This window comes from Burkholderia sp. BCC1998 (genome assembly GCF_905339875.1).
In the GTDB taxonomy this organism is placed as follows: domain Bacteria; phylum Pseudomonadota; class Gammaproteobacteria; order Burkholderiales; family Burkholderiaceae; genus Burkholderia.
In genome coordinates this window covers 186,200-202,974 of the sequence record NZ_CAJPHE010000010.1, presented here as the reverse complement: position 1 = coordinate 202,974, position 16,775 = coordinate 186,200, and the positions used below count along the sequence as shown (strand labels likewise).

The following is a 16,775-nucleotide window of genomic DNA, read 5'->3' as shown; positions in this document are numbered from 1 at the left end:
GTCGACCGCTGTTCAGCTTACATCTTCACTTCGTCGAGCAGCGTCTTCTTGCCGCTCTTGTAGTTGTACAGCGAGATCACGCCGTGCTGCAGGTCGCCCTTCGAGTCGAAGGTCGTCGTGCCGATCACGCCCGAGTAGTTCGTCGCCGGCATCGCAGCGAGAATCTTCGCCGGATCCGTCGAGTTCGAGCGCTTCATCGCATCGACGATGATGTACACGGCGTCGTACGTGAACGGTGCGTAGATCTGGATCGGCTGGCCGAAGCGCTTCTCGTACTTCGCCTTGAACGCCGCGCCGCCCGCCATCTTCTCGAGCGAAGCACCGGCTTCCGAGCACACGACGTTGTCGGTCGCGTCACCGGCCAGGTCGGCCAGCTTCTCCGTGCACACGCCGTCGCCCGCGAGGATCTTCGCGCGCAGGCCGAGCTGCTTCGCCTGTTTCGCGAACGGGCCGCCGGTGGCGTCCATGCCGCCGTACATGATCGCGTCCGGGTTCTCGCCCTTGATCTTGGTCAGAATCGCGCGGAAGTCGACCGCCTTGTCGTTGGTCGCGTCGTGCGACATCACCTTCAGGCCGAGCGCCTTCGCCTTCTTCTCGAACTCGTTCGCGAGACCCTGGCCGTAGGCGGTCGAATCGTCGACCACCGCGACGCTCTTGATGCCCTTCGAGTGCGCGTAGTTCGCGAGTGCCGGGCCTTGCTGCGCATCGGTCGCCACCACGCGATACGTGGTCTTGAAGCCTTGCTGCGTGTACGCCGGGTTGGTCGCCGACGGCGAGATCTGCACGATGCCCGAATCGCTGTAGATCTTCGAGGCCGGGATCGACGTGCCCGAGTTCAGGTGGCCGACCACCGCGACGACCTTGTCGTCGACGAGCTTCTGCGCAACCTGCGTGGCCTGGCGCGGGTCGGCCGCGTCATCCTGCGCGTCGAGTTGCAGCGTGATTTTCTGGCCGCCGATCGTGAGACCCTTGGCGTTGATCTCCTCGACTGCGAGACGTGCACCGTTTTCGTTGTCCTTGCCCAGGTGTGCAATACCGCCCGTCAAGGGCGCGACGTGGCCGATCTTGACGACTTGATCGGCGGCCGCGTTGCTTGCCGCTGCAACGCACAGCATCGCCGCTGCGGTGATAGGCAACAGCTTTTGCATCTTGATATTCATGTAAGTCTCCAGTTTCGGTCCCAATAAACGCCATCGCCCGGTGCCCCGCTGCCATCCCTGTGTTTGCATTCACTGGACGATTCGCCGGTTGCATCGTTCATGCACTTGGCCTCAAGCACGTGGGAAGCAACCGCTTTTAGCAGCCGCCCGCCCGTACTTGCGCGCAAGTGTAGGTGATCAAATTAATTTGTGGGACTTTTTTGGGGTAGTGGTAACACTACCGATACGGGCGCTTTGGAATGACTGCTCGAATGTCGCCGCAAGCCCCGCCGGATAAGGGTTTCCGCTAGTTCCACGCGGCCTGGCGAAAGGTTGATTTAAAGCATTCCCGTGTCATTTCGATTCGGTATTTTGTGCGCGGGATCATTGAATGAAACGCGCGTGACAACGCGCGCGTTTCGTGTGCCGACGCGAGCCGCTCCGGCGGCCGTCGAATCGTTTACGCAGGCACCGCGCGCCATTCGGCGTCGAGCGCGTCGACGAGCTGCGACGTCGTCAGCGCGGCGTCGCGCCGCCTGGCGAGCGGCGCGCCCTGCCCGGCCCACAGCGACAGGTAGTCGCCGTCATTCGCGCGCGCGGCGGCCTGGCGCAGCGGCTGCGTCAGCGCGTTCTGCACCGGATACGGCGCGGCATCGGCCACGCGCTCGCCGAGCCGCATCATCAGCGCATTGCGCAAGCCACGCGCATGGCGGCCGGTGATCGCTCGCGTGACCTGCGTCGACGTATCGGCGCTCGCGAGCAGCCGCGCCTTCCAGTCCGCCGCGATCGCGCTTTCCGCACACGTCAGGAAGGCGGTGCCGAGCTGCGCGCCCTGCGCGCCGAGCGCGAGCGCGGCGGCGATCCCGCGGCCGTCCATGATGCCGCCCGCGGCGAGCACGGGCAGCCCGGTCGCATCGACGAGCTGCGGCACCAGCGCGAGCGTGCCGATCAGCGCATCGTCGGCCGGGCCGATGAAGGTACCGCGATGGCCGCCGGCTTCGGCGCCCTGCGCGGACAGCGCGTCGGCGCCGGCCGCCCGCCACGCGAGCCCTTCGGCGACGTGCGTCGCGGTGCCGATCACGTAAGTGCCGGCGGCCTTCAGGCGCGCGACGTCGGCCGCGTCGAGCACGCCGAACGTGAAACTCGCGACCGGCACGCGCAGCGCGACGAGCGCGTCGAGCTGCGCGCGGAAGTCGGGTGCGTAACGCGCGGGCGCGCTGCCCGGCGGCAGCCCGAGCGTCGCGTTCAACGGATCGATCGCGGCGAGCGCGCGAGCGACGGTCGCCGCGTCGGGCGCGGCGTCGGGCAACACGAACAGGTTCACGGCGAACGGACGCGACGTCGCCGCGCGAATCGCGGCGACTTCGGTCGCGAGACGGTCCGGCTCGAACGCGCCGGCGCCGAGACTGCCGAGCGCGCCGGCATTGGACGCGGCCGCGACCATCGCGGCCGTGGTCGCGCCGACCATCGGCGCCTGCACGAGCGGCAGGCGCAGGCCGAAGCGTTCGGAAAACGGGGTGGAAAATGCAGGGGCTGGCATGGCGAATCCTTCGGGGCCGATGCGCGAAAGCGCTTTGTAAAGGCCGACACTTCGACTCTATCGAAGCCGCACACCGCCGAAAAATGAATAATCGAGATCGAAACGATCGCTGCGCGAGAAGCGGGTTCGGCACGCGGGTTCGAGCCGCGCACACCCGGCCGGCGCGCCCCTTGCGCGCGCTGCAGCGTCGCAGGATTGGTGGCACACTGGGCCGCCCCTTTTTCCATCCGCGGCGCGCATGTCGCGCGCCCGTTCGCCAGGAGTTCCAACGTGACAGCCCAATGGATCGACATCCCGACCGGTAACGACAGCTTCGGCGGCTATCTCGCGCTGCCCAAGCGCGGCAAGGGCCCCGCCGTCATCATCATCCAGGAAATCTTCGGCGTGAACGCGCACATTCGCGCGGTCGCCGACCAGTACGCGGCCGACGGCTTCGTCGCGCTCGCGCCGGACGTGTTCTGGCGCACGCAGCCGCGCGTCGAACTGACCTACGAAGGCGCCGATCGCGACAAGGGCATCGAGCTGATGAAGAAGACCGACGTCGGCCTCGCGGTCGCGGACATCGGCGCGGCCGCCGACGCGTTGCGCGCGCGCCCCGAAGTCGCCGGCAAGGTCGCCGCGATCGGCTACTGCTTCGGCGGCCAGCTCGCGTACCGCGCGGCCGCGGCCGGCAAGGTCGATGCGGCGGTCGCCTACTACGGCGGCGGCATCCAGAATGCGCTCGACCTCGCCGGCAAGATCACGCAGCCGATCCTGTTCCACTACGCGGAGAACGACCACGCGATCCCGCTCGCCGCCGTCGAGCAGGTGAAGGCCGCGTTCGCGGGCGGCCACAACGCGTCGTTCCACCTGTACCCGGGCGCCGAACACGGCTTCAACTGCACCGACCGCGCGTCGTACAACCAGCGCGCCGCGGCGCTCGCGCACGGCCGCACGCTGACGTTCCTCGCCGAACACCTGTAAAGGCCGCCGGCGGCGGATCCGGCGCGCCGGGCCCGCGTTATCCTCCTTTCATCGCCACGAGTCACAACGGGGGTGACTGCGATGCACTCGGACTATCTCGCGCATGACGCGATCGGCCTCGCCACGCTCGTGCGCGAACGCAAGGCGAGCCCGCGCGAACTGCTCGACGCCGCGATCGGCCAGGCCGAAGCGGTGAACGGCGCGATCAACGCGATCGTGCTGCAGGACTACGACGCCGCGCGCAAGCGGGCCGAGCAGGCCGGCGACACCGGCACCGACGCGCCGTTCGCGGGCGTCCCGTATCTCGTCAAGGATCTGGGCGCGGCGGTCGCCGGGCTGCCGCTGTCGATGGGCAGCCGGCACTACCGCTACTTCGCCCCCGCCGACGATTCGCCGCTGATCGCGCGCAGCCGCGCGGCAGGGCTCAACGTATTCGGCAAGACCAACACGTCGGAAATCGGCCAGATGCCGTACACCGAACCCGAGCTGTTCGGCGCGTGCCGCAATCCGTGGGACATCGATCACACGCCCGGCGGCTCGAGCGGCGGCGCGGCCGCGGCCGTCGCGGCCGGCATCGTGCCGCTCGCGCATGCGTCCGACGGCGGCGGCTCGATCCGGATCCCCGCGTCGTGCTGCGGGCTGTTCGGCCTGAAGCCGAGCCGCAATCCGGTGCTGGTCGACCTGCCGTCGAACGGCGAGCTGGTCGTCCAGCATGCGGTGTCGCGCAGCGTGCGCGACAGTGCGCTGCTGCTCGACGTGACGACCGGCCAGACGCTGCCGCCCGGCGCGCCCGGCACCTTTCTGGGCGCGCTCGACGCGCCGCCCGGCCCGCTGCGGATCGGCCTCGTCGTCGACCCGATGCTCGCGCCGGCGCTCGCCGGCGACACGCGCGCGGCGCTCGACGACGCGGCCGCGCTGGTCGAATCGCTCGGCCATCACGTCGAACCGGCGACGCTGCACATCGACTACGCGCGCGCGGCCGAAACCTTTCTCACGCTGTGGGCGACGATCGCCGAGGAGCTGGTGCTGGGTGCGCGCGCGCTGACCGGACGCACGCCGAAGCGCGCGGAGTTCGAGCCGGCGACGTGGGCGATGGCCGTCGTCGGCAGGCGCGTCGCCCGCGCGCGCCTGCCGGACGTGCTCGAATGGCAGCGCCAGCTCACCGTGCAGGTCGCGGGCCTCGTGTCGCGCTACGACGCGATCCTGTGCGCGACGCTCGCGGGGCCGCCGGTCAAGATCGGCGAGCTGCAGCCGACGCCGCTCGAAGCCGCGCAGATGAAGCTGCTCGGCGCGCTGCCGGTGAAACCGCTGCTGCGCGAGATGCTCGCGAAGGCGTCGGAGAAGGCGTTCGCGTGGGCCGGCTGCACCGAGCTGTTCAACCTGACGGGGCAGCCGGCGATGTCGGTGCCGCTCTGGTGGAACGCGCGCGGGCTGCCGATCGGCGTGCAGTTCGTCGCGCGCCACGCCGACGATGCGTTGCTGCTGAAACTCGCGCGCCAGCTCGAACAGGCGCGGCCGTGGTTCGACCGGCGCCCGCCGCTGATGCAGGCGCAGCGCTGACGCCGGCGCGGCGGGCGGACCGGCCGACCGGCAGCGAAAAAAAAAGCCCAGCCGGTTTTGCCGGCGGGGCTTTGACGCATGCAAGCGCGTGATGACGCTTACATGGAGAGCCGTTCGCAGATCGTCCGCGTCGCGGCCGCCGCGTTCAGCGTATAGAAGTGCAGGCCCGGCACGCCCGCGTCGATCAGGCGCTGGCACAGGCTCGTGACGACGTCCGCGCCGAACGCACGGATCGCGTCGCGATCGTCGCCGAAGCTCTCGAGCCGGCGCGCGACCCAGCGCGGCACTTCCGCGCCGCACATTTCCGAGAAGCGCATCAGCTGCGAGAAGTTCGTGATCGGCATGATGCCCGGCACGATCGGCACGTCCACCCCCAGCTTGCGCGCATCCTCGACGAAGCGGAAATACGCATCCGCGTTGAAGAAGTATTGCGTGATCGCGGAATTCGCGCCGGCTTTCACCTTGCGCGCGAAGTTCTCGAGATCGGCCTTCGGCGAGCGCGATTGCGGGTGGTATTCCGGATAGCCGGCGACTTCGATGTGGAACCAGTCGCCATGCTCGGCGCGGATGAAGCTGACGAGCTCGGACGCATAGCGCAGCTCGCCGACCGCGCCCATCCCCGACGGCAGGTCGCCGCGCAGCGCGACGATATGCCGGATGCCGTGCGAGCGGTACTGGTCGAGGATCGCGCGCAGGTTGTCGCGCGACGAGCCGATGCACGACAGGTGCGGCGCGGCCTCGAGGCCGTCCTTCTGCATGTCGAGCACGGTATCGAGCGTGCCCTGCTGCGTCGAGCCGCCGGCGCCGAACGTCACGGAGACGAATTTCGGCTTCAGCGGCAGCAGCTGCGCACGCGTCGCGCGCAGCTTCTCGACGCCCTCCGCCGTCTTCGGCGGGAAGAATTCAAACGAGAGTTCGATCGGTTTCATGATTCGCAAGAGTGGGCCCGGCCGTCAGCCGATGTCGCGCTGCCCGAAGATCAGTGCGGACAGCAGCCACGACACGATGCTGTACAGGATCGAACCGAAGAACGCCGACCAGAAACCCGACACCTCGAACCCTTTCAGCAGCGACGACGCGAACCAGAAGCACAGCGCGTTCACGACGAGGATGAACACCCCGAGCGTGACGATCGTGACGGGCAGCGTCAGCAGGATCAGCACCGGCCGGATCACCGTATTGATCAGGCCGAGCACGACCGCGATGATCAGCGCGGTGCCGAAGCTCTTGATGTGGATCGACGGCACGAGGTACGTGATGATCAGCAGCGCGAGGGCGTTGATGACCCAGGTGAGGATGACGCTCATGGAGGGCTCCGGTTCGGTTGTCGATCTGGTCGATCTGGTCGGTCAATGCTCGGTGACCGCCGCCGGCCGCCATGCGAGCCCGCGCAGCGGCGGACATGACGCGGCGGCCGGCGATCCGGCACCGTGCCGCCGTACCGCGCCCGCCCGATGCGGGACGCCCGCGGCACGGCGGCGACGGCGCATCAGTAGCGGTAGTGGTTCGGCTTGAACGGGCCGTCCTTCTGCACGCCGATGTACGCAGCCTGCTCGTCCGACAGCACGGACAGGTTCGCGCCGATGCGCGCGAGGTGCAGGCGCGCGACCTTTTCGTCGAGATGCTTCGGCAGCACGTACACCTTGTTCTCGTACTCGTTGCCGCGCACGAACAGCTCGATCTGCGCGAGCGTCTGGTTCGCGAACGAGTTCGACATCACGAACGACGGGTGGCCGGTCGCGCAGCCGAGGTTCACGAGGCGGCCTTCGGCCAGCAGGATCACGCGCTTGCCGTCCGGGAAGATGATGTGGTCGACCTGCGGCTTGATGTTTTCCCACTGGTACTGGCGGGTCGACGCGACGTCGATTTCCGAGTCGAAGTGGCCGATGTTGCAGACGATCGCGTTGTGGCGCATCGCCTTCATGTGATCGTGGTTGATCACGTGGTAGTTGCCGGTCGCCGTCACGAAGATGTCGGCCTTGTCGGCCGCGTATTCCATCGTCACGACGCGGTAGCCTTCCATCGCCGCCTGCAGCGCGCAGATCGGGTCGATTTCGGTGACCCACACGGTCGCGCCCAGGCCGCGCAGCGACTGCGCGCAGCCCTTGCCCACGTCGCCGTAGCCCGCGACGACCGCGACCTTGCCCGCGATCATCACGTCGGTCGCGCGCTTGATGCCGTCGACGAGCGATTCGCGGCAGCCGTACAGGTTGTCGAACTTCGACTTCGTGACCGAGTCGTTCACGTTGAACGCCGGGAACGGCAGGCGGCCGTCCTTTTCCATCTGGTACAGGCGGTGCACGCCGGTCGTGGTTTCCTCGGTCACGCCCTTGATGTGCGCGAGGCGCGTCGAGTACCAGGTCGGGTCCGCGTCGAGGTGCTTCGCGATCGACTTGTACAGCGCGACTTCTTCCTCGTTGGTCGGCTTCGCGATCACCGAACGGTCCTTCTCGGCCTTCGAGCCGAGGATCAGCAGCAGCGTTGCGTCGCCGCCGTCGTCCAGGATCATGTTCGCGAATTCGCCATTCGGCCATTCGAAGATGCGGTGCGAGAACTCCCAGTATTCGTCGAGCGACTCGCCCTTGAACGCGAACACCGGCGTGCCGGCTTCGACGATCGCCGCTGCAGCGTGGTCCTGCGTCGAGAAGATGTTGCACGACGCCCAGCGGACATCGGCGCCGAGCGCCTTCAGCGTCTCGATCAGCACGCCGGTCTGGATCGTCATGTGCAGCGAACCGGCGATGCGCGCGCCCTTCAGCGGCTGCTGCGCCTTGTATTCGTCGCGGATCTGCACGAGGCCCGGCATTTCGGTCTCGGCGATGTTCAGTTCCTTGCGGCCCCAGCCTGCAAGCGCCATGTCGGCGACGATGTAATCGGTGGAAGCCTTGGAATCGATAATGGCGTTCATCACGCCCTCCTTTCTAAAAAAGTTCTAGAAATTGGTGACGTGAGCGCCGTTCAGGAAGCGGGGCCGGTGCAAATATCGCCGCACGGCTGCTTGGTGAAGCTTTCCGAGCCTGGCGGACGCAGGATGGTCCGTCGCAACGCTCCTCGGAAAACGGGAGGGATTGTAGCAAATCGGCGCGGGAAATGCGCGCCGCGCGCGGCATCGGCGCGCGTGGGCGCAATGAAAGGGTCAGTTCTCCGCGCCGACCCACGCCTGTTCGCGCAACCGCGCGCGCAGGCGCGCGACGGCCTGGCTGTGCAGCTGGCACACGCGCGACTCGCTGACCTCGAGCACCGCACCGATCTCGCGCAGGTTCAGCCCGCGCTCGTAGTACAGCGACATCAGCAGCTTCTCGCGCTCGGGCAGCCGGTCGATCGCGTCGACGAGCGCCTCGCGCAGGTGGTCGTCGAGCAGCGCCGACAGCGGATCGGCGTGATCGACGCGATAGCGGTCGAGGAACGGCTCGTCGTCGGCCGCGCGGTCGAAATCCTCGTAATAGATGAGCTGGCTGCCGTGCAGGTCCTGCAGCATCCCCTGGTATTCGTCGAGCGGCATCTTCAGGTGCTGCGCGATCTCGGTCTCGCTCGCCGAGCGGCCGAGCTGCTGCTCGACCTGGTGCACCGCGTGCTCGACCTCGCGCGACGTCTTGCGCAGGCTGCGCGGCAGCCAGTCGTTGCTGCGCAGCTCGTCGAGCATCGCGCCGCGGATGCGCTGGGTCGCATAGGTCTCGAACTGCGCGCCCTGGTCTTCCTTGTAGCGGCCGGCCGCGTCCATCAGGCCGATCATGCCGGCCTGGATCAGGTCGTCGAGGTCGACACTCGCCGGCATCTTCGCGACGAGCTGCAGCCCCAGGCGCCGCACGAGCGGCGCGTATTGCGCGAGCACGTCGGCCTGGGTCATCTTTCCCTGAGCGTTGTACATCATGGCTCTCTCCTTGCGGTGGCGCTCACGCGGCGTGCGCCGCACCCGCCTCGTAAGACGGCTTGCCGCCCGCATGCACGGCGCGCCCCGCGCCCGTGCCCGGGCGCATCGGCCAGTACAGCAGGTCGGCGGCAATCTGCCGGTAATCGCGCGCGGCGGCCGACGACGGAAACGCGTCGACCGCGGTATGCATCAGGTCGCGCGCATGCTCGACGAGCGGATCGGCGTTCACGCAGCCGGCGTCGGCGATCGACACCGTCAGGTAGCGGCTCGCGACGCCCGCGAGGTTGTCGAATGCGGTCCTCGCGTCGGCGTGGCTGCCGACGTGATTGGTCAGCACGCGGAACTGCGCGACCGCGTGCGCGAAATGCAGCCGCTTCATGCACGCGTACGCCTCGGTGATCGCCTGCGCGGCGACCCGCGTGACGATCAGCACGTCGTGCGCTTCGCGCGCGAGCGCGGAGAACCCGCCGTCGGCGCCGAGCTGCGCGTCGACCAGCACGATGTCGGCCTGGCCGTCGATGAAGTCGCTCAGCTCCGTATCGTCGTAGCCGTCGCGTGCGAGCCGCGCGGCCGCGCACAGGCCGAAGCCGGCGGCGACGCGCGTGCGTTCGCCGTCGCGCAGCCACGCGCCCGCGAGCGTCGCCGTGGCCGACTGCACGTCGGCGCGCTCGTCGACGACGAGCACGTCCTTGCCGAGCGCGGTCAGCGCCGCCGCGAGGTTCACGACGGTGGACGTGCAGCCGACGCCCGCCGGCCCGCCCGTCACCGCGACGATGCGCGACGCGCGCCCGGCCAGCAGGCGCCGCAGCCCTTCGGCCTGATCGATGATCCGTTTATCCAAATCGCACCTCGTGCAGCTCGGCGGTGGAACGTGCGGTCAGTGCGGACAGCAGCGTCGGCATGTCTTCGTCTTGCGGCACGAAGGGCGAGCCGTCGCGCGGCACACAGAACGCGCTCTTCAGCAGGAATTTGGTCGACGCGACGTACAGGTTCTCCGGCACCTTCTGGCCGGTCGACACGTAGTGGACCGGCAGCTTGTAGCGGATCACCGTGTCGAGCACGCCGCCGAGGTGGGTCGCCTCGTCGAGCTTGGTCAGGATGCAGCCGGCGAGATCGGGATGTGCCGCGTGCGGATGGTCGGCCGCGCTGCGGTAGGCCTGGACGACCTCGTTGAGCGTGTCGCCGTGGCTCGTCGCGTTGAGCAGCAGCAGGCGCTGCACCGGCGCGTTCGCACCGTGCAGCATCGCGATCTGGTCGGACAGCGCGCGGTCGCGCTGGCTCATGCCGATCGTGTCGATCAGCACGATGTGCTTGTTGCGCAGCTCGGACAGCGCGAGCTCGAGATCGCCCGCATCCTTCACCGCATGCACGGGGACGCCGAGGATCTTGCCGAAGATGCGCAGCTGCTCGTGGCCGCCGATCCGGTAGCTGTCGGTGGTCAGCAGCGCGACCTTGCTCGCGCCGAAGCGCATCACGCAACGCGCGGCGAGCTTCGCGGTGGTCGTCGTCTTGCCGACGCCGGTCGGCCCCATCAGCGCGAACACGCCGCCGCGCTCCATCAGCGCGTCTTCGCTCTCGAGCACCGGCAGGTTCGCCGCGAGCACCGACTGCGCCCAGTCGGCGGCCTGCTCGAAGGTCTGCGCGCCGTCGCCGGACGGCAGGTTGTCGACCAGCATGCGCACCAGCTGCGCGGAGAAGCCGGCCGAGAACAGGTGCCGGGTCAGCGCGCCGTGCACCGGGCTGCGGCGCTGGCGGTCGTGCCACATCAGGCTGTCGAACTGCGCTTCCATCATCCCGCGCATCGCGCCGAGCTCGTGCATCACCGTGTCGTTGACGATGCTCTCGACGCGCGCCTTCACCGCGTCGGCCACCGCGGCGGCAGCCTCGGCGGACAGGCGCGTGCGTTCGGCCGGCTTCGCGGCGCCCGTTTCGCCCTGGCGGGCCGTCGCGGCGGCGGCCGGCGGCATCCGGCGCTCGGCGTCGCGCACGATGTCGCGCGCCCAAGCGGCCGGCGTCGCGGGTGCGGCGTCCTGCTGCATGCGGGCCGGCGCTTGCGGGGCGGCCGGGGCGCGGGCGATCAGCGCTTCGCGCTGCTGGGTCAGGCGTTTCGCGTGCTCGACGAGCCACGGCGCGGGTTCGGACGCTGCCGACGGCGTGCCGGCAGCGGTGATCGGCGCAACGGGCGCAACCGGCGCAGGCGATGCCGCGGCCGTTGCGTGCGCGTCGGCATCCGCGTCGAAGGCGGTCGATTCCGCGGCCGGCTCCGTCGCTTCGGCGCGCGCGCCGAACACCGAGGAAAACACGTCCGGGAGCCCGCCCTCGCCTGCCGCATACGGATTGACGGCCGGGCGCGCGAGCCCGGCACCCGGGCGCGACACGATGCCCGGCACGGCTGCGGCCGGCACGGATTCCGGCGTGCGCGGCGGAAGGCTGCGCGCCCGGGCCGCGGCCGGCGGCGCGACCGCGGCGAGATCCGAATCGGCGAGCGCGACGATTTCGACACTGCCGTCATCGAGCGTGCGGTTCGACAGCACGACGGCGTCGGCACCCAGTGCCTCGCGCACGAGGCGAAGCGCGTCGCGGCTGGTCGCGCCGGTGAATTTGCGAATGTTCAAGCGGAACCCCCGATGACGTTAACGACTTTGATCGTGCGCGTGTCCGGCACTTCGGCATACGACAGCACTTTCAGTTGCGGCAGGCTGCGGCGCAGGAAACGCGCGAGCATCGCGCGCAGCGCGTGCTGCACCAGCAGCACGGGCGGCAGCCCGAGATTCTGTTGACGCAGCATCGCTTGCTGCGTGCCGGTCAGAAGGTTGTGCGCGAGGCCGGGTTCGAGGCCCGGATTCGCGCCGGTGGCGAGCGCCTGCGACAGCACGCGCTCGAGATTCGAATCGAGGCCCATCACCTGCATCTCGCCCGCGCCCGGATACCACTGCTGCGTGATCGCCCGGCCGAGCGACAGCCGCACCGCGGCGGTGATCTCGTACGCGTCGCCGCGGCCCGCGTGTTCGGACACGGCCTCGAGGATCGTGCGCATGTCGCGGATCGGCACGCCTTCCTCGAGCAGGTTCTGCAGCACTTTCTGCAGCGTCGTCAGCGAGATCGTCTTCGGCACGAGGTCCTCGACGAGCGACGGCGCATCCTTGCCGGTGCGCTCGACGAGCGACTGCACTTCCTGGCGGCCGAGCAGCTCGGCCGCGTGCTGCACGACCAGATGGTTCAGGTGGGTCGCGACGACCGTGCTCGCATCGACGACCGTGTAGCCGTACACCTGCGCCTGCTCGCGCATCGCGACGTCGATCCACACGGCCGGCAACCCGAACGCCGGATCCTGCGTCGTGGCGCCCGGCAGCGCGGCCGTCACCTGGCCCGGGTTGATCGCGAGCCACTGGCCCGGGAACACTTCGCCCGTGCCGATCTCGACGCCCTTCAGCGCGATCCGGTAAGCATTCGGCCGCAGCTCGAGGTTGTCGCGGATGTGGATCACCGGCGGCAGGAAGCCGATTTCCTGCGCGAATTTCTTGCGGATGCTCTTGATGCGCTTGAGCAGCTCGCCGTCGCTGTTCTTGTCGACGAGCGGGATCAGCCGGTAGCCGACTTCGAGGCCGAGCGGATCGATCAGCTGCACGTCGTCCCAGGTCGCCTCGTGGCTGTCGCCCGGCAGCGCGGCGGGCGGTGCGATCTCGGTCACGTCGCCGGCCGCCACGCGGGCCGCCGCGCGACGCGTCTGCGTGCGGGCCAGCCAGATCGCGCCGCCGCCGAGCGCGAGGAACGCGACGTGCGGCATGCCCGGGATCAGCCCCATCAGCACGATGATCGCGCCGGTGATGTTGAGCACGCGCGGGTTGGTGAACAGCTGGCCGGTGATCTGCGTGCCGATGTCCTCGTCGGTCGCGACGCGCGACACGATCACGCCGGCCGCGGTCGAGATCACGAGCGACGGGATCTGCGCGACGAGGCCGTCGCCGATCGTCAGCAGCGTGTAGTTGGTGCCGGCCGCGGCGAAGCTCATGTCGTGCTGCACCATCCCGACGATCAGCCCGCCGATCACGTTGATCGCCATGATGATCAGGCCCGCGATCGCGTCGCCGCGCACGAACTTCGACGCGCCGTCCATCGACCCGTAGAACTCGGCTTCCTGCGACACGGCGAGGCGGCGCTTGCGGGCCTGCTCCTCGTTGATGAGGCCGGCGTTCAGGTCGGCGTCGATCGCCATCTGCTTGCCGGGCATCGCGTCGAGCGTGAAGCGCGCGGAGACTTCGGCGATCCGCCCCGCGCCCTTCGTGATCACCATGAAGTTGATGATCATCAGGATCACGAACACGACGATGCCGACCGCGAAGTTGCCGCCGACGAGGAAGTGACCGAACGCCTCGATCACCTGGCCGGCCGCGTCGGGGCCGGTGTGGCCTTCGAGCAGCACGACGCGCGTCGACGCGACGTTCAGCGACAGCCGCAACAGCGTCGAGAACAGCAGCACGCTCGGGAACGCCGCGAAGTCGAGCGGCTTCATCGTGTACATGCTGACGAGCAGCACCATCACCGACAGCGCGATGTTGAACGTGAACAGCAGATCCAGCAGCAGCGGCGGCAGCGGCAGGATCATCATCCCCAGGATCATGCAGATGAGGATCGGGCCCGCGAGCGCGCGCAGGTTGGTGCCCGCGAACGGGTTCGGGCGTTTGGCGAACAGGCCGGTGGTCGGGGTGCTCATGCTGCGTTCCCTTGCTTGCCGAGCGTGTCTTCGGCTTCTTCACGCTCGTCGTCGGCGGCGACCGACGACCCCTTGTCGAGGTCGGCCGGCACGTCGAGATCGACCGGCGCGGCCGGGAACGCGCCGCCTTCCGAGCGGAAACGCTTGAGCTGGTAGACCCACGCGAGCACTTCGGCGACGGCCGAGTACAGCGAGCCGGGAATCTCGCGTTCGAGTTCGACGTTGTGATACAGCGCACGCGCGAGCGGCGGCGCCTCGAGCAGCGGCACGTTGTGCTCGGCCGCGAGTTCGCGGATGCGCGCGGCGACGAGGTTCACGCCCTTCGCGACGACCTTCGGCGCACGCATCTCGCCGTCCGTGTACTGCAGCGCGACGGCGAAGTGCGTCGGGTTCGTGACGACCACGTCGGCCTTCGGCACGGCGGCCATCATCCGGCGCCGCGCGATCGCGCGCTGCTGCTGGCGGATGCGGCCCTTCACGTGCGGATCGCCTTCGTTCTCGCGATGCTCGCGCTTCACTTCTTCCTTCGTCATGCGCAACTTCTTGTTGTACTGCCAGAGTTGGTAAGGCACATCGAGCGCGGCGACCACCAGCATCCCGGCGACCGTCGTGCCGCAGCACACGGCGACCAGGTGCAGCGCATCGGCGAGCGCCGAGCCGAGCGGCTGGGTCGCGAGACCGAGCAGCTCGTCCTTGCTGCGCCAGATCGCGATCCCGCCGATCCCGCCGACGACGAGCGTCTTCGCGAGCGACATCCCGAGCTGGATCGGCCCCTGGATCGAGAACATCCGGCCCAGGCCCGAGATCGGGTTCAGGCGGTCGAACTTCAGCTCGAAGGTCTTCTGCGAGATCAGCCAGCCGCCGAGCGCCATCGGCGCGAGCAGCGCGGCGAGGCCGGTGAGCGCGAGGATCGGCAGCAGCGCGGCGAGACCCTCGAGGCTCGCGCTGCCGGCCGCCGACAGCATCCGGTGCGGGTCGAACGCGGTCGCGCGATCGAACGCGAACGCACCGCGCAGCATCGCCTGGAGGTGGGCGCCCGACGGACCCGCGAGCAGCCACGCGCCGTAGAACCCGGCCGCGAGCAGCGCGAACGAAGCCAGCTCGCGCGAACGCGCGACCTGCCCCTCCTCGCGCGCCTTCTCGCGGCGCCTCGGAGTGGCGGCTTCGGTTCTGTCGAGATCGCTCTCGTCTGCCACGGGGCCTCCAGTCGGGTACGGCGAAATGCCGTTCTCCAGTGACACCGATTATTCATGCGCCCGTCAAACGCCGATCGGTCGAGCAAAGCCGGGAAAGGGGGGTATTTCGAGGAATCGGGCAAGCGGGGGCGGCGGACAGCCGGCGGGCGGGTGCGGCGCGCGGGGAGACGATGGAAACCGCGTTCGCGGGCACGGCGGCGCGGCGGCGCGGCGGCGCGGTGGCGCGGTGGCGCGGTGGCGCGGTGGCGCGGTGACGTGGTGACGTGGTGACGTGGTGACGTGGTGACGTGGCGATGTGGTGATGTGGTGATGTGGATGAAGGTGTGACGCGGGGAAGCGGCGAAGCGGGGAAACGGGGAAACGGGGAAACGGTGAAGCGTGGGATCTGCCAAGCACCGAAGCAAGGCAGCCGTGAAGCGATCGTCGGCCCGCCCCGACACGACGGCGTCGCGCGTCGCGCGTCGGGGCGGGCGGCGCTCAGATCGCCGGAATCGGATCCGAGCCGAAACGATTCGGGCCGTTGGTGCCGCGCGAGCACATCCACACGAGCAGCAGAATCCCGCCGACGAGCGGAATGAGCGCGATCAGCAGGAACCAGCCCGAGCGGCCCGTATCGTGCAGGCGGCGGACGGTGACCGCGAGGCTCGGCAGCACCAGCGCGAGCGACACGACGGCCGCGACGATCATCAGCAGCAGCGAGATCGCGCTCGTGTCGCGCCCCACCATGGTGATCGCCTGGCAAATGATCGACACGACGCTCGTGAGCAACGCGAAATACCAGTATTCCGCGCGGCGCGCGCGGCCCTCGAATTTCGCGTATTGATTGAGTGCGGCACGAACGGCTTCACTGAAACTCATCTTATTGCCCTCATGTTTTATATCGACGACCTCGGAAACAACGCGGGCATTATAAGTTTGAATTTCTTCGCATCGCATCTCCTTTCGCATGCTGACCGTCTCTCACGCCGTCTTTCGCATTACTGGAGCGGCCGCAGCGGCGGCGTGCCGTATCGCCAACGCGCATGTCACGTCATTTTTATAATCGCGACGACCTGACGTAAATAGCAGCAAGATAATCCACGACTTGATTACACCAGCGTGAAACGCATCTCGCTCGATAATCGAAACGATCGTTCTGCGCTGATTGACCGACCGGCCGGGAATATCGCCGGACGTCGCGCGCGCACGTCGAAAACGGCGCGTCCCCCGGCCGGCGTTCGCTAGCCGGCCGCCGCCTGCTGCAACGCGCCGAGATCGAGCTTCTTCATCTTCATCACCTGCGCCATCACACGTTCGGCGCGTGCCGGGTCGCCCGCCATCAGTTCGGGCATCTGCACCGGCACCACCTGCCACGACACGCCGAAGCGGTCGCGCAGCCAGCCGCACTGCTGCGCGCGCTCGTCGCCGCCTTCGGCCAGGGCCGCCCAGTAGCGGTCGATCTCCTGCTGGTCGCGGCAGTTGACGACGAACGACACGGCCGGTGTGAGCGGGAACGCCGGGCCGCCGTTCAGCGCGAGAAACGCCTGCCCGTCCAGTTCGAACGACACCGTCATCACCGCGCCCTCCGCCTGCCCCGACGCCTGCGCGCCGGACTTGCCGTAACGGGCGACGTGCAGGATGCGCGCGTCGTCGAACACCGACACGTAGAAGCGGGCGGCCGCCTCGGCGTCGTGGTCGAACCACAGAAACGGCGTGATGCGTTGGATACGCTGGCTCATGGCGCTGTCTCCTCGATGTCGTGCCGGCACCGGTGCCGGTCTTATATCGTAGGCGCTGGCGCGGCGTTCCCCGG

The 16,775-nt window shown here is 68.6% G+C and carries 14 protein-coding genes and 1 riboswitch; of the genes, 2 read left to right on the top strand and 12 right to left on the bottom strand.

The features are described from left to right. Positions 1–17 precede the first annotated feature (17 nt). Both U5A56_RS19425 and U5A56_RS19420 read right to left on the bottom strand, forming a co-directional pair. Positions 18–1,160 carry a branched-chain amino acid ABC transporter substrate-binding protein gene (locus tag U5A56_RS19425; RefSeq protein WP_044846361.1) on the bottom strand — a complete coding sequence of 381 codons (1,143 nt, stop codon included), beginning with the start codon at positions 1,158–1,160 and terminating at the stop codon, positions 18–20. A 439-nt stretch (positions 1,161–1,599) separates the two neighbouring features. Beyond that, positions 1,600–2,679, bottom strand: coding sequence for an NAD(P)H-dependent flavin oxidoreductase (locus tag U5A56_RS19420; protein ID WP_321924027.1), 1,080 nt, complete (start codon positions 2,677–2,679; stop codon positions 1,600–1,602). Positions 2,680–2,949: 270 nt separating this feature from the next. Here U5A56_RS19420 and U5A56_RS19415 point away from each other — a divergent pair, with 270 nt between their 5' ends. Beyond that, a complete protein-coding gene (locus tag U5A56_RS19415; protein WP_044846363.1) occupies positions 2,950–3,642 on the top strand; it encodes a dienelactone hydrolase family protein in 693 nt (230 codons plus the stop codon). Positions 3,643–3,723: 81 nt separating this feature from the next. Continuing rightward, positions 3,724–5,202: an amidase gene (locus U5A56_RS19410; RefSeq protein ID WP_321924084.1), complete on the top strand. Its 1,479-nt coding sequence runs from the start codon at positions 3,724–3,726 to the stop codon at positions 5,200–5,202. Between the two features lie 98 nt (positions 5,203–5,300). Here the strand turns inward: U5A56_RS19410 and metF are convergent, their stop codons facing one another. From metF to U5A56_RS19360, 10 genes are all read right to left on the bottom strand, one after another. Further along, positions 5,301–6,131, bottom strand: coding sequence for a methylenetetrahydrofolate reductase [NAD(P)H] (gene metF / locus U5A56_RS19405; protein WP_044846364.1), 831 nt, complete (start codon positions 6,129–6,131; stop codon positions 5,301–5,303). A gap of 24 nt (positions 6,132–6,155) precedes the next feature. After that, entirely contained in the window at positions 6,156–6,509 is a 354-nt protein-coding gene (locus U5A56_RS19400) for a phage holin family protein (protein WP_006477367.1), read from the bottom strand. Between the two features lie 182 nt (positions 6,510–6,691). Next, positions 6,692–8,110 (bottom strand): adenosylhomocysteinase, encoded by a 1,419-nt coding sequence (ahcY, locus tag U5A56_RS19395; RefSeq protein WP_044846365.1) that lies wholly within the window; start codon positions 8,108–8,110, stop codon positions 6,692–6,694. Positions 8,111–8,144: 34 nt separating this feature from the next. After that, positions 8,145–8,261: riboswitch (S-adenosyl-L-homocysteine riboswitch) on the bottom strand. Between the two features lie 77 nt (positions 8,262–8,338). After that, positions 8,339–9,073 (bottom strand): RNA polymerase sigma factor FliA, encoded by a 735-nt coding sequence (locus U5A56_RS19390; RefSeq protein WP_044846366.1) that lies wholly within the window; start codon positions 9,071–9,073, stop codon positions 8,339–8,341. Positions 9,074–9,095: 22 nt separating this feature from the next. After that, on the bottom strand, positions 9,096–9,914 hold the full coding sequence (locus tag U5A56_RS19385; RefSeq protein ID WP_321924025.1) for an AAA family ATPase: 819 nt from the start codon (positions 9,912–9,914) through the stop codon (positions 9,096–9,098). Continuing rightward, complete coding sequence (gene flhF / locus U5A56_RS19380) at positions 9,907–11,688, bottom strand: flagellar biosynthesis protein FlhF (RefSeq protein ID WP_321924023.1); 1,782 nt, start codon at positions 11,686–11,688, stop codon at positions 9,907–9,909. The genes U5A56_RS19385 and flhF overlap by 8 nt, the downstream gene beginning before the upstream one ends. Beyond that, positions 11,685–13,787 (bottom strand): flagellar biosynthesis protein FlhA, encoded by a 2,103-nt coding sequence (flhA, locus tag U5A56_RS19375; protein WP_044846369.1) that lies wholly within the window; start codon positions 13,785–13,787, stop codon positions 11,685–11,687. The genes flhF and flhA overlap by 4 nt, the downstream gene beginning before the upstream one ends. Then, on the bottom strand, positions 13,784–14,983 hold the full coding sequence (gene flhB, locus U5A56_RS19370; protein ID WP_321924021.1) for a flagellar biosynthesis protein FlhB: 1,200 nt from the start codon (positions 14,981–14,983) through the stop codon (positions 13,784–13,786). Before flhB ends, flhA begins: the two co-directional genes overlap by 4 nt. A gap of 477 nt (positions 14,984–15,460) precedes the next feature. Further along, entirely contained in the window at positions 15,461–15,841 is a 381-nt protein-coding gene (locus tag U5A56_RS19365; protein ID WP_321802078.1) for a DUF805 domain-containing protein, read from the bottom strand. A 362-nt stretch (positions 15,842–16,203) separates the two neighbouring features. Continuing rightward, positions 16,204–16,701 carry a VOC family protein gene (locus tag U5A56_RS19360; RefSeq protein WP_044846372.1) on the bottom strand — a complete coding sequence of 166 codons (498 nt, stop codon included), beginning with the start codon at positions 16,699–16,701 and terminating at the stop codon, positions 16,204–16,206. Positions 16,702–16,775: the final 74 nt, after the last annotated feature.